This is a genomic window from Microbacterium hominis (genome assembly GCF_013282805.1).
GTDB classification, from domain to species: Bacteria; Actinomycetota; Actinomycetes; order Actinomycetales; family Microbacteriaceae; genus Microbacterium; species Microbacterium hominis_B.
In genome coordinates this window covers 1417951-1430946 of the sequence record NZ_CP054038.1, presented here as the reverse complement: position 1 = coordinate 1430946, position 12996 = coordinate 1417951, and the positions used below count along the sequence as shown (strand labels likewise).

General features: G+C 71.5%; 12 protein-coding genes. 3 read left to right on the top strand and 9 right to left on the bottom strand.

Annotated elements, in window-relative coordinates:
- Positions 1–16 precede the first annotated feature (16 nt).
- The 6 genes from HQM25_RS06225 to HQM25_RS06200 all read right to left on the bottom strand — a co-directional run bounded on the left by HQM25_RS06225 (position 17) and on the right by HQM25_RS06200 (position 5787).
- Positions 17–754 carry an ABC transporter permease gene (locus tag HQM25_RS06225; protein WP_172989452.1) on the bottom strand — a complete coding sequence of 246 codons (738 nt, stop codon included), beginning with the start codon at positions 752–754 and terminating at the stop codon, positions 17–19.
- Positions 751–1434 (bottom strand): ABC transporter permease, encoded by a 684-nt coding sequence (locus HQM25_RS06220; RefSeq protein WP_172989451.1) that lies wholly within the window; start codon positions 1432–1434, stop codon positions 751–753. The genes HQM25_RS06225 and HQM25_RS06220 overlap by 4 nt, the downstream gene beginning before the upstream one ends.
- Positions 1431–2279 carry an ABC transporter ATP-binding protein gene (locus HQM25_RS06215; protein ID WP_172989450.1) on the bottom strand — a complete coding sequence of 283 codons (849 nt, stop codon included), beginning with the start codon at positions 2277–2279 and terminating at the stop codon, positions 1431–1433. Before HQM25_RS06215 ends, HQM25_RS06220 begins: the two co-directional genes overlap by 4 nt.
- Positions 2280–2396: 117 nt before the next feature.
- Complete coding sequence (locus tag HQM25_RS06210) at positions 2397–3788, bottom strand: GNAT family N-acetyltransferase (RefSeq protein WP_254359576.1); 1392 nt, start codon at positions 3786–3788, stop codon at positions 2397–2399.
- Between the two features lie 2 nt (positions 3789–3790).
- Positions 3791–4723 (bottom strand): 4-(cytidine 5'-diphospho)-2-C-methyl-D-erythritol kinase, encoded by a 933-nt coding sequence (locus HQM25_RS06205; RefSeq protein WP_172989449.1) that lies wholly within the window; start codon positions 4721–4723, stop codon positions 3791–3793.
- Positions 4720–5787 (bottom strand): aldo/keto reductase, encoded by a 1068-nt coding sequence (locus HQM25_RS06200; RefSeq protein ID WP_302182843.1) that lies wholly within the window; start codon positions 5785–5787, stop codon positions 4720–4722. The genes HQM25_RS06205 and HQM25_RS06200 overlap by 4 nt, the downstream gene beginning before the upstream one ends.
- 159 nt (positions 5788–5946) lie before the next feature.
- Here HQM25_RS06200 and HQM25_RS06195 point away from each other — a divergent pair, with 159 nt between their 5' ends.
- On the top strand, positions 5947–7563 hold the full coding sequence (locus HQM25_RS06195) for a stealth conserved region 3 domain-containing protein (protein WP_172989448.1): 1617 nt from the start codon (positions 5947–5949) through the stop codon (positions 7561–7563).
- Here the strand turns inward: HQM25_RS06195 and HQM25_RS06190 are convergent.
- Together HQM25_RS06190 and rsmA are read right to left on the bottom strand one after the other, a co-directional pair.
- The gene (locus HQM25_RS06190; RefSeq protein ID WP_172989447.1) at positions 7508–8440 is read right to left on the bottom strand and encodes a phosphodiesterase; all 933 of its coding nucleotides are present in this window, start codon (positions 8438–8440) and stop codon (positions 7508–7510) included. The genes HQM25_RS06195 and HQM25_RS06190 overlap by 56 nt on opposite strands.
- A 149-nt stretch (positions 8441–8589) precedes the next feature.
- Positions 8590–9435, bottom strand: coding sequence for a 16S rRNA (adenine(1518)-N(6)/adenine(1519)-N(6))-dimethyltransferase RsmA (gene rsmA / locus HQM25_RS06185; RefSeq protein WP_172989446.1), 846 nt, complete (start codon positions 9433–9435; stop codon positions 8590–8592).
- 53 nt (positions 9436–9488) lie between these two features.
- Here rsmA and HQM25_RS06180 point away from each other — a divergent pair, with 53 nt between their 5' ends.
- On the top strand, positions 9489–10934 hold the full coding sequence (locus HQM25_RS06180; RefSeq protein ID WP_172989445.1) for a sugar porter family MFS transporter: 1446 nt from the start codon (positions 9489–9491) through the stop codon (positions 10932–10934).
- 75 nt (positions 10935–11009) lie between these two features.
- Positions 11010–12314, top strand: a complete 1305-nt coding sequence (locus tag HQM25_RS06175; protein ID WP_172989444.1) for an MFS transporter — start codon at positions 11010–11012, stop codon at positions 12312–12314.
- Between the two features lie 160 nt (positions 12315–12474).
- On the opposite strand, the gene HQM25_RS06170 is transcribed toward HQM25_RS06175, so the two are convergent.
- Complete coding sequence (locus HQM25_RS06170; RefSeq protein ID WP_172989443.1) at positions 12475–12993, bottom strand: NUDIX hydrolase; 519 nt, start codon at positions 12991–12993, stop codon at positions 12475–12477.
- Positions 12994–12996 lie beyond the last annotated feature (3 nt).

Sequence of the window (12996 nt, the reverse complement as noted above, 5' to 3'; positions counted from 1 at the left end):
CAGGGGCGGTTCGATGTCAGGTCGGTGAAGGGACGGATGCCGCGCGCGGCGCGCGGACGCGATCGGAGGCGGACGGATCGATCTGGCCGACCCGCACGCCCCGGGGGACGACGGCGTGCTGGAGGATGGCGAACAGCCCGTCGAGCACGAGTGCCAGCCCCGCGACGAGGATCGCGCCGCCGACGACGACATCGAGCTGCTGGAGCTGGAGGCCGGTGATGATGTACTGGCCGAGCCCGCCGAGATTCACGTAGGCGGCGATGGTCACCGTCGCCACGACCTGCAGCGTCGCCGCGCGGATTCCGCCCACCAGCAGAGGCATGCCGAGCGGCACCTCGACGCGCCAGAGGATCTCGCGCTCGGTCATGCCCATCGACCGGGCGGCGTCGATGACCCGCCGGTCGATCGCCTCGAACCCGGTGTAGGCGCCCGCGAGAAGCGAGGGGATGGCGAGGATCACGAACGTGACGATCGCCGCCTCGGGCTTGTGCAGCACGCCGAAGATGAGCACGAGCAGGATCAGGAGGCCGAACGACGGGACCGCCCGCGCTGCGCCGGACACGGCGACGGCGACCTCGCGCCCCCGACCGGTGTGGCCGATCATCCAGCCGATGGGGATCGCGATGAGCCCGGCGATGACGACCGCGACGGCGGTGTAGAGGAGCTGCTCGAGCAGAGCGACCGGGATCGAGTTCGGTCCGCTCCAGCGCGCCGGATCGGCGATCCACGCGAACGCGTCGATGAGGAAGTTCATGCGGCCGCCTCCGCTGCGATCGCCGCCCGCGCCGCTCGGGGGGCGCGCACCCGGCGCGTCCAGGGCATGAGCAGCCGCCCGGCGCCCACGAGCATCAGATCGATCAGCAGTGCGAGCAGCATGACCACCAGCACGCCGGCGAGCACTTCCGGGATGATGCGGCGCTGCAGCCCGTTCGTGAAGAGGTAGCCGAGATTGATCACGCCGACGAGGATGCCCACCGTGGCCAACGACACCGTGCTCGCAGCGGTCACGCGCAGCCCCGCGAGGATCACCGGCCCCGCCAGCGGCAGATCGACGGCGAAGAACCGTCGGAGCGCGCCGTACCCGAGGGCGGTCGACGCCTGCCGGACCGCGGGGTCGACCGAGTCGAGCCCGTCGGCCACCGAGCGCACCAGGATCGCCACCGCGTAGATCGTGAGCGCGACGATGAGGTTCGTCTCGCTGAGCGCGCTGTAGCCGAACACTGTCGGAAGCAGGATCAGCAGCGCGATCGAGGGGATCGTGTACAGCAGCCCGGTCAGGGTGATGATGCCACTGCGCACCAGCCGGTAGCGCCACGCGACCCATCCGAGAGGGATCGACAGGACCAGCCCGAGGACGATCGGAATGAGGCTCTGCCGGAGGTGGTCGAGGGTGAGGCCCCCGATCAGCCCGAGGTTGTTGAGGACCCAGCTCATCGGCCGGCGGCGCCTTCGGTGATGTCGGCGTCATCGAGCACGAGCGCACCCTGGGCGCGCCCGTCGGCGTCGACGACGATCGTGCCGTGCTCGGTGCGCTTGAGACCGAGCGCGCGCTTGCCCTTGTCGGCGCCGATGAACGTGGCGACGAACTCCCCCGCGGGGTTCTCGATGATCTCGTCGGGCGCGCCGCGCTGGGCGACTCGCGCGCCCTTCTCGAGGATGACGACCTGATCACCCAGGAGGAAGGCCTCGTCGATGTCGTGGGTGACGAACACGATGGTCTTCGCCACCTCGCGCTGGATGCGCAGGAGCTCCTGCTGCAGCTCCGCGCGAACGATCGGGTCGACCGCGCCGAAGGGCTCGTCCATGAGCAGGATGTTCGGATCGGCGGCCAGCCCCCGGGCCACCCCGACCCTCTGCTGCTGCCCGCCGGAGAGCTGGCTCGGATACCGATCGGCCATGCCGTGGTCGAGCCCCACGGTGTCCATGAGCTCCAGCGCCCGCGCGCGCGCAGCCCGCCGCGTGGCACCGGTCAGCACGGGCACCGTGGCGATGTTGTCGACGACCGTGAAGTGCGGCAGGAGACCGGCGTTCTGCATCACGTAGCCGATGCTGCGGCGCAGCCGCACGGCATCGCGGGCGGCGATGTCGTCGCCGTCGATGCGGATCACGCCGGCGGTCGGCTCGACCATGCGGTTGATCATGCGCAGCAGCGTGGTCTTGCCGCAGCCGGAGGAGCCCACGAAGACGGTGGTCGAGTGCGCGGGGGCCACGAGGTCGAACTCGTCGACGGCGCGCGTGCCATCGGGGAACGTCTTGCTCACCTGGTCGAACTCGATCACGACATCACTCCCGGCGGTTGCACGTGGCTTTCACGCTACCGGAGGGCGCCGACGCGGGGGCCGATCGACGCGGACCGTTGCCCTCCGGCGAGGAGTGGGCTATGGTCGCGCCCCCGGTCAGTACCAGATGCTCAGCCGCGGCACCTGGTGCCAGCCGAACACGCGTGCCACCGCGGCCGGGTCGGGCGTGCGGATGCGTCCCGCTGCGGCGAGCGCGATTGCGGAGACGCCGCCGAGATACATCGCGGAAAGCTCGGCGATTCCCAGTGCGACCGGAACAGCACCCGCTCGGGCATCGCCCGCCGTCCCCGCGTGCACCTCGGCCGCCCCCTGCGCATCGACCTCGATCAGGAACTCGCCGCCCGCGATGCCGAGGGGATCCTCCACCTGCAGCGCCAAGGTGCCCGGCGCGCCGTAGGAGCGCGCGGTGAGCGCGGCGGGAACGTCGAGCACGCGCACGTACTGGTGGTCGGCGATCGTGACCACCGCAGCCCGTTGGTCGTCGATCATCCACCGCAGCGGCTCGTCGACCGACTGCTCGTCGGCGCGCACCTGCGCGACGAGGTCCATCTCGACGAAGAAACGCCACAGCGCCGCATACGCGTCATCGGTCTCGGCGAGCAGGTAGCCGATCGTCACGGAGGCCTTCGTGAAGTCGTCGTCGTTGCCGTGGACCGAGTAGAGGGCGACCCCGCGCACCTCTCCGCCCGCGTCGGCGTATTGGATCGCGCGCGTGCGTCCCGGATCCTTCGCGCCCGGCAGGGTGCCCGCCATGCCGTCCCAGTGACCGGCCGGCACGTCGATCTCGCCGGGCCGGGAGAGTCGGACCCGCTCGTGCAGCGCGGGTGCGAGCTCCCGCAGCCGCGCCCGCGGGACGAAGTCCACCCGCCCCTCGGGCTGCGGACCCGCCCACCTGGCCCGTTTGGTGTCGATGCGCCAGGACGCGCTGAGCGCGGCGGGGGCGAACCCGTACCGGCCGTAGAGCGTCGACTCGCTCACGGTGAGCATCGCCAGCGGCACCCCCGCCGCGGCCGCGGCCCGCAGCTCGCCCTCCAGCAGAGCCCGCGCGATGCCCCGCCGACGGTGGGTCGGTGAGACGGTCACGGCCGAGACCGCGCAGGACGGCACCGCGCGCCCGCCCGGCACCGTGAGTCCGCCGATCCACGAGGCGATCGTCGCCACCGGCGCCTCCGGCATCGCCGCGGCGGGGTCGTACACCGCCGAGCGCCGACGGTACCCGGAGCGCTCGAAGGCGGCATCCACCTGCTCCTGCGTGCGCTCCCCGTCCAGGAATCCGCGCGCGGCGACCTGGAGCCACGCGGCGTACCCCTGGGCATCGGTCCGGTCCTCCACGCGCAGGTCGAGGCCGCCGGCGGCCAGACGGTCGCGTGAGACCGGGTCGGCCGTGCCGTCGAGCCAGGCGGCGGCGAGCGCGGCGAACCCTGCCTGGGCGGGAACGGTGTCGTACATGATCGTGATGCCTTCCTCGATCTGCGGTCGTTCGGCCACGGTCAGGCCGCGCGCACGACGCGGGCGCCGGGCACGGGGCCGTGCACGTGGAGGGCCGTATAGCCGGCGGCCGAGAGCTGCACCTGCAGGTCGAGCGCGCCTTCGGGAGTGCCGGCCAGGAATGCCAGCGTCGGCCCCGACCCCGACACGATGCCCGCCAACGCCCCCGAGCGCTCCCCCTCCTCCAGTGCCTCGCGCAGGGCCGGACGCAGCGACAGCGTCGCAGCCTGCAGGTCGTTGCGCATGTGCTCGGCGAGCAGACCGGGGTCGGCCGCGCGCAGCGCCTGCAGCACCCGCGGGTCGACCTCCGGCACGCGCGGAGCGGGTCGGATGTCGGGCCGGGAGCGCAGGGCGTCGAGATGTCCGTACACCTCGGGCGTCGACAGGCCCTCGGCGCTGGTGAGGATCACCCAGTCGAAACGACCCTTGGCCAACGCCGGGCTGAGCTCGTCGCCGCGCCCGGTGCCGATGGCGGTGCCGCCCAGGAGGGCGAAGGGCACGTCGGCGCCGAGCCGCGCGGCCAGTCGCTGCAGCCGATGCATGCCCAGTTCCGCACCCCACAGCGCGTCGCAGGCCACCAGCGCGGCCGCGGCGTCGGCGGACCCGCCGCCCATGCCTCCGGCCACCGGCACGTGCTTGACGATCTCGAGGTGCACACCGCCCGGGTGCCCGATCTCGGCGGCGACCAGGCGGGCCGCCCGCAGGGCGAGGTTGCGGTCATCCTCGGGCACGGAGGCGACATCCACCGTGCCGGAGACCGAGATCGTGAACTCCAGGGCCGGCTCGGCCCAGACGTCCTCGTAGAGGGAGACGGCCTGGTAGGCCGACGCGACGTCGTGGTACCCGTCGTCAGCCAGCGGCCCCACCTCGAAGAAGAGGTTGAGCTTGCCCGGAGCGCGCACGTGCACGCGCTCGGCTGTCAGGGGTGCCGTCACGACGTGGCCGATTCCGCCCACAAGTCGACATCGATGCCGTCCGAGAGGGCGTCGATGCGCTCGAGCTCCTCGGTCGTGAATCCCGGCCCGTCCAGGGCGGCGAGGTTCTCGTCGAGCTGGGCCGGGCGTGAGGCGCCGATCAGCGCCGATGCGACCACGGGGTTGCGGAGCACCCACTGGATCGCCATTTGGGCGAGCGACTGGCCCCGCTCCTGGGCGATGACGTCGAGGCCGCGCAGCGTCGCCAGCCCCTTCTCACTGAGCGTGGCATCCGGCATCGAGGAGCGCTTCTGCGCACGATCGGCCCGCCCTCCGCCGAGGTACTTGTCGGTCAGCAGTCCCTGCGCGAGCGGCGTGAAGGCGATGGCGCCCATCCCCTCCTGGTCGAGGAGCCCGGTCAGGCCGTCCTCGACCCAGCGGTTGAGGATCGAGTACGCCGGCTGATGGATCACCAGCGGCGTCCCGAGCGAGCGGGCCACGGCCGCGGCGACGGCGGTGCGCTCCGCGCTGTAGGAGGAGATGCCGACGTACAGCGCCTTGCCCTGGCGCACCAGGGTGTCGAGGGCCGCCACGGTCTCCTCGACCGGCACGTCGGGGTCGACGCGGTGCGAGTAGAAGATGTCCACGTAGTCGACGCTCATCCGGCGCAGCGACTGCTCGGCGCTGGCGAGCAGGTACTTGCGCGCGCCGCCGTTGCCGTACGGTCCGTGCCACATGTCGTAGCCGGCCTTGGACGAGAGGATGAGCTCGTCGCGATAGGGCGCGAAGTCCTCGCGCATCATGCGGCCGAAGTTGGTCTCGGCGGAACCGTAGGGCGGCCCGTAGTTGTTCGCGAGATCGAAGTGCGTGATCCCCCTGTCGAACGCGTGACGCAGCAGCGCGCGCTGGTTGTCGAACGGGATGTTGTCGCCGAAGTTCCACCACAGCCCGAGGGAGACCGGCGGCAGGGTCAGACCCGACGTGCCGACGCGGCGGTAGCGCGCGAGCTCGTAACGGTCGTCGGCGGCGGCGTACGGGCGGTGGAGATCTCCCCCGCGGGACAGATAAGGCTGATCCTGACTCACGCGTCCAGGCTATCGGCGCCGCCGGGTGCCGCACAGGCCACCACGCGGCAGCCCCCGACCGGCGGCCACCACGCGGCAGCCCGCAATCGAACGGTCACGCGCCGAAACGTCTGCGAAACGGGCCGTGCTTACTGTGGCGGAATCGATCTGGAGGTCGCCGTGGCACTGACCGCCCTTCCCCAACCCGCCCGTCCCTGGACGGATCTGCTCTCGCGCCCCGACGTCGTGCTCGACCGGGGCATCCTGCACCTGGTCCACGACGACACGACCCCGCACGAGGCGCGCGTGCGCGACCTGCTCCTGGTGGCCGACGTCCTGGAGGGCGCCGGCGTGCCGGTGATCCTCATCCGGCACACGCACACCATCCCCGCCCTGGTCGTCGACGAGGTCGACCGCACGCGCGCGCACCAGGCCCTGGCGGCGGTGTGCGCCGAGGACCCGCTCTACGTCAAAGCCAAAGGCGTGCCTCCGGTGCTGGCCGCCGACGCTCCCGACTTCGCCGCGGGGCCGTCGCGTATCAAGGTGTACCGGCCGCGGGTGAGCCGCTCCGGCAGCCTCCGCTACGGCGCGCCGCTGGGCGCCGTCGTCGAGTTCTGGCGCTTCGGCGCGCACGAGGAGGGGGTGGATGCCGCCGCCGAGGCGGTCGCGCAGGCCCCCGGCGACAACGCCGTGCTGCGCCGGATCACCCCGGTCGCCGATCTCGAGCACGTCCGGGTCGAGCGCTACGGTCGCAGCTGGAGCACGTTCGCCGGCATGTTCGACCCGCAGCCGCACGAGGTGATCGACGAGATCGACCTCGTCTTCTCATGGGTGGACGGCTCGTCGAGCGAGTTCCAGCGTCAGCGGGCGGCCCAGCTCGCCGAGTACGTGGTCGGCGAGGGCGATGACGGGCCGGCCCGCTATCGACACGTCGATGAACTGCGCTACGCCCTGCGCAGCGTGCACATGTACGCCCCGTGGGTGCGGCGCATCTTCATCGCGACCGACTCACCCGCCCCGGCGTGGCTGCTCGATCACCCGAAGGTGACGATCGTGCGCAGCGAGGAGTTCTTCGCCGACCCGTCGGTGCTGCCCACCCACAACTCGCACGCCGTCGAAGCGCAGCTGCACCGCATCCCGGGCCTGGCCGAGCACTTCCTGTACTCGAACGACGACATGTTCTTCGGGCGGCTCACCGAGCCGGAGATGTTCTTCTCCTCGGCGGGTGTCACGAAGTTCGTCGAGTGCGACGTGCGGATCGGCGCCGGAACCCCGCAGCTGCACCGCAGCGGCCACGACAACGGGCTGCGGGTGAACCGGGCACTGCTGTCGGAGCGCTTCGGCCGCACGATCGCACGCGACCTCGAGCACTGCGCCACGCCGCTGCGGCGCAGCGTAATGGCCGAGCTCGAGGCGGCGTTCCCCGAGGATTTCGCCCGCACCGCGGCATCCCGCTTCCGCGCCGCCACCGACATCTCGGTCACCAACAGCCTCTACCACTACTACGCCCTCATGACGGGGCGGGCGGTGGCGACCCGCGAGCCGCGGGTGCGCTACGTGCAGACCACGATGGCGGCGGGGCTGCGCCGGATGGAACGGCTGGCCGCCCGCAGCGACGTCGACATGTTCTGCCTCAACGACGGCGGCAACGCCGAGGTGCCCGAGGATGTGCGCGTGACCACGCTCCGGGCCACGCTCGAGCGCATGTTCCCGATCCGCGCCCCGTGGGAGCGCGACGAGCTCAGCGCACGAGAGCGATCGGCTCGGTCGGCGCATCCCTCCGGGCGGGCGCGCTGACGCCGCCGCCGGCGATTCCGGCCGCACGCAGCCGTCGCCGGGCCTCGGCAGGGTCGATGTACTCGAGCGTGCGCGGGGCGTCAACGGGCACCACCGAATGCACCACGGTGTCGTCGTACAGGTGCACGAGGTTGAACGCCTGCGCGCCGTCCTGCGGGCGCGTGCCGCCGACCGGCACGGTCAGGTCCTGGGCGTAACAGGTCGAGGAGGCGACCGAGACGGGGATGCCCGCGAAGGTGGCGAAGGTCGAGTAATGCAGGTGACCGGCGATGATCGCGCGCACGTCGGTTCCGCGCAGCACCCGCGCCAGGCGCGGCTGGTCGCGCAGCTCGACGCTGGCCGCCAGGGGCAGCACGCTCGGCACGGGCGGGTGGTGCATCGCGAGGATCGTTCCCAGCGGCGCGGGGGTGGCCAGCACGTCGGCCAGCCACTCGAGTTGCTCGTCGCGCAGCTCGCCGTGGTGCTCGCCGGGCACCGTCGTGTCGAGGGTGATCAGTCGCAGACCGTCGAGCTCGTCGACGTGGTCGACGGGGCGCATGTCGCCGGAGAGATCGTCGTGCAGGCCCGCGCGGAAGGCCGCACGATCGTCGTGGTTGCCCATCACCCAGAACACCCGTGTACCCAGGGCCGCCGCGAAAGGCTCGACGAGGCCGCGCAGCGCCGCGTAGGCGCCGGGCTCGCCGAGGTCGGCGAGATCACCCGTGAACACGACGGCGTCGGGCTGGATTCCGGACGCGGCGATCACCGAGAGCGCGCGCTCGAGGTACGCCGCGCCGTCGACCGCGTCGAACAGCCTGGCGGTGCCTGCGGCGCGCAGATGCGTGTCGCTGATGTGCAGCAGGATCCGCTCGGGTGCCGGATATTCGGCCGTGCGCATCGGTCCTTCTCCCCCGCCCCGCGGTCGAGACGAGGCTCCCCGAATGTTACAGGCATGTTTCGTGACTCGTCTGTGCGCCACGGTGAACGGTCATCGAACGTCACATGTCGGGATGCCGCGTCCGCCGGTCTCCGGCGGACGGAGGCCGGTCAGCCGGCGACCTGGGCGATGCGCACGAAGTCGTCGATCGACAGCTGCTCGCCGCGCGAAGTGGCCGCAACGCCGGCGCGCTCGAGCACGTCGGTCGCATCGGCCGCACTGCCGCCGAGCACCGCGGCCAGCGCCTGACGGAGCATCTTGCGGCGCTGCTGGAACGCGGCGTCGACGATCGCGAACGTCCGCCGGCGGAGGTCCTCCCCGCCGCGCGGCTCGGGGTCGCGCGTGAAGCCGACCAGCACGCTGTCGACGTTCGGCACCGGCCAGAACACCTGGCGGGACACGGTGCCGGCCAGCCGCCATGGGCCGTACCAGGCGGCCTTCGCGCTCGGGGCACCGTACACCTTGGAGCCGGGCGGGGCGGCCAGACGCTCCCCCACCTCGGCCTGCACCATCACGACGCCGCGCTGGAGACCCGGGAAGGTCTCCATGAAATGCAGCAGCACGGGCACGCTCACGTTGTAGGGGAGGTTGGCCACCAGCACCGTCGGATCGCCCGGGAGATCGCGCACGCTCAGCGCGTCGGCATCGACCACGGTGAGGCGGTCGCCGGGCACACCGTGGGCGGCCGCCGTCGCCGGCAGCCGCCCGGCGAGCCGGTGGTCGATCTCCACGGCCGTCACGCTCGCCCCGGTCTCCAGGATCGCCAGCGTCAGAGACCCCAGACCCGGCCCCACCTCGACCACGCGGTCGGCCGGCTCGACGCCCGCGACATGCACGATCTTTCGCACCGTGTTCGCATCGACGACGAAGTTCTGGCCGAGCTTCTTGGTCGGGGTGACGTCGAGGTCGGCGGCGAGCGCACGGATCTCGGCGGCGCCGAGCAGAGACACGGACATGCGATCACTGTACCCAGTGCCGCGCGGGGTTCCCGGTGGCTAATGTGACGAGAGTGAACGACAGCCACGGCATCCCCGCAGACACCTTCTCCTGGAAGAGCCCCTACGGGCGCCGTGCGATCGGCCTCTCGGTGGCCGCGGCCGTCGGCGGATTCCTGTTCGGATTCGACTCCTCGGTCGTCAACGGCGCCGTCGAGTCGATCCAGACCGACTTCGCCCTCAACGACTTCGTCACGGGCTTCGTCGTCGCGATCGCCCTGCTCGGCTGCGCCGCAGGCGCCATGCTCGCCGGCAACCTCGCCGACAAGTGGGGGCGCCTGCGGGTCATGTTCCTCGGCGCGATCATGTTCTTCCTCAGCTCGATCGGCGCCGGCCTCGCCTTCAGCGTGTGGGACCTCGCACTGTGGCGCGTGATCGGCGGCCTCGGCATCGGCATCGCCTCGGTGGTGGCTCCCGCCTACATCGCCGAGATCGCGCCGAAGCAGATCCGCGGCAGCCTCGCCTCGCTCCAGCAGCTGGCGATCACCATCGGCATCTTCACGGCTCTGCTCAGCGACGCCCTCCTCGAGGGCATCGCAGGCGGCGCCGACAATGTGCTGTGGCTGGGTCTGGAGGCCTGGCGCTGGATGTTCCTGGTCGGCGTCGTCCCGGCGGCCGTGTACGGCATCCTCTCCTTCACCGTCCCCGAATCCCCGCGCTTCCTCATCTCGCAGGGCCGTGCCGATCAGGCGCGCGAGATCTTCGCCCAGCTCGTGCCGCCGGTCGACCTCGACAAGACCATGACCGAGCTCACCCGGGCGATCGAGACCGACCGCAAGAACGCCGGGGTGTCGATCCGCGGCAAGGCACTCGGCCTGCAGCCCATCGTGTGGATCGGCATCATCCTGTCGGTGTTCCAGCAGTTCGTCGGCATCAACGTGATCTTCTACTACTCGACCAGCCTGTGGAACTCGGTCGGCATGACCAACGCGCCGCTGATCAGCGTCATCACCAGCGTGACGAACGTGCTCGTCACCCTCGTCGCGATCTTCCTCGTCGACCGGGTGGGCCGAAAGCCGATCCTGCTGACCGGGTCGGTCGTGATGGCGGTCTCGCTCGGTCTCATGGCGATCTCGTTCCTGTTCGCCGAGGGCACCGGACAGGATGTGAGCCTCCCCTCGCCGTGGGGCCCGATCGCCCTCGTCGCGGCGAACCTCTTCGTGATCGGCTTCGGCGCCTCGTGGGGTCCGCTGGTGTGGGTGCTGCTCGGCGAGATCTTCCCGAGCCGCATCCGCGGCAAGGCACTGGGCGTGGCCGCCGGCGCCCAGTGGATCGCGAACTTCCTCATCACGATGACCTTCCCCGTGATGAGCGGCTGGTCGCTGCCGCTCACCTACGGCATGTACGCGACGTTCGCCGCCCTGTCGTTCGTGTTCGTGCTGCTGCGCATCCCCGAGACCAAGGGCATGGAGCTCGAACAGACCGAGACCCTCTTCGCGCGCCCCGCCAAGAAGCGCTGAGCCGGCCCGCGTCCCACTGCCGGATCATGCCTGCGCGGCTGCGGGTTCGGCATCCTCCCGTCGTAAGCTGGCGGGATGCCCTCTCTCGGTGAGCTCGTCGCGCCGCGCCGTCTCGGTCGCGACTTCCGGTGGCTCATGGCCTCGTCGTGGACGAGCAACCTCGGCGACGGGATCGCGCTGGCAGCGGCGCCCCTGCTCATCGCGTCGCTGACCTCGTCGCCGATCCTGGTGGCGGCGGGCGCCGTGATGCAGTTCCTGCCGTGGCTCCTGTTCGGGCTGCTGGCCGGCGCCGTGGCCGACCATCACGATCGCCGCCGCCTCGTCATGCTCGCCAACGCCCTGCGGGCCGTGGTCGTGCTCGTGCTGGTGGGGTTCCTCGTCACCGGCTACGCGAACGTGTGGCTGGTGCTGGTCGCCGCCTTCCTCTACGGCACGGCCGAGGTCTTCGCCGATTCGGCCGGCAGCACGCTGCTGCCCATGCTGGTGCGGCCCGTCGACCTCGGCATCGGCAACGCGCGTCTGCAGGCCGGCTACCTCGTCGCCAACCAGCTGGCGGGCCCGCCGCTGGGCGCCTTCCTGTTCGCCGTCGGCTCGTTCTGGCCATTCCTGCTCCAGGTGCTGTGCGTCTCGCTGGCGGTGCTGCTCATCTCGCGGATCGCCCGCACCCCGGTACCCGAGCATGCCGGCGACGGGCGCGGATCGAAGGGCCACGCCATCCGGGAGGGCCTGCGCTGGCTCGCTGGGAACGCCCCCGTGCGCACGCTCATCATCATCATCCTGGTCTTCAACGTCACCTGGGCCGCACCGTGGGGCGTGCTCGTGCTGTACGCCACCGAGCACCTCGGCATGGGAGCCGTCGGGTACGGCGCGCTGATGACGGCCTCCGCGCTGGGCGGGCTGGTCGGCACCGGCAGCTTCGGGTGGCTCGAGCGGCACGTCTCGTTCGCGACGCTCATGCGCGTGTGCCTCTCGCTGGAGGTGCTCATGCACCTCGCATTCGCCCTCCTCACCACCGAGTGGGTCGCCTTCGTCATCATGTTCGGCTTCGGCATGTACGCGTTCGTGTGGGGCACCATCTCCACGACGGTGCGCCAGCGGCTCGTGCCGTTGCCGCTGCAGGGCCGCATCGCCTCGGTCAACATGGTCGGCGTGTTCGGCGGGCTCGTGATCGGGCAGGCCCTGGGCGGGGTGATCGCCCAGATCTGGGGCCTCACCGCGCCCTGGTGGTTCGCGTTCGTCGGCTCCGCGATCACACTGCTGCTCGTGTGGCGGTCGATCTCGCACATCGCCGCGGCCAAGCCCGTCATCGGCGGCGACGCGGCGGCGGCGACGGATGCCGCGCCCGAGCCCGGCGACGGCGGCATCCCCCTGCGCGACTGACCCGTCCCCGCGCGGAAGGCGGGCGGTTCGTGGGGCGCTCGCCGCGGCATCCACGCCCCCGAAACGGCCGGAGGCGCCCCACGGATCACAAGGCCGGCGGTTCGTGGGGCGCTCGGCGCGGCATCCACGCCCCCGAAACGGCCGGAGGCGCCCCACGAGATCAGACGCCGGCAGCGAGAGCGGTCAGCCGATCGCCCAGCACCTCCAGCCGCGGCACCCAAGGTCCCGCCATCTCGCCGGCGGCACTGCGCCGCATCGCCTCGGCGAGCGGGACCCACGCGCTCTCGCACACCTCGTCGGGGTCGAGCGCAAGCGCGGGGTCACCGGGGAGGTGCACGACGTACAGGTCGAACAGCGCGGTCGGCTCAACGACGCGTCCGACGGGGATCAGCGCGCCAGGCTCGACGGCGACGCCGGTCTCCTCGGCCAGTTCGCGCGCGGCGCCCTCGGCGCTGGACTCGCCGGCCAGCGCCGATCCGGCCGGGAACTCCCAGCACAGCGCCCAGTCCTTCACAGCCGCCCGGCGGGTCATCAGCACGAGACCGTCCGGCCGCACGACGCACACCGACGCGACCACGTGGAACAGCCCCGAGGGGAAGTCGGGATCGCCGCGGCGATGCGTGCGTCCGGTCGGGATGCCGGCCGCATCGGTCACATCCCACCGTTCGTCGTCGGACACGGC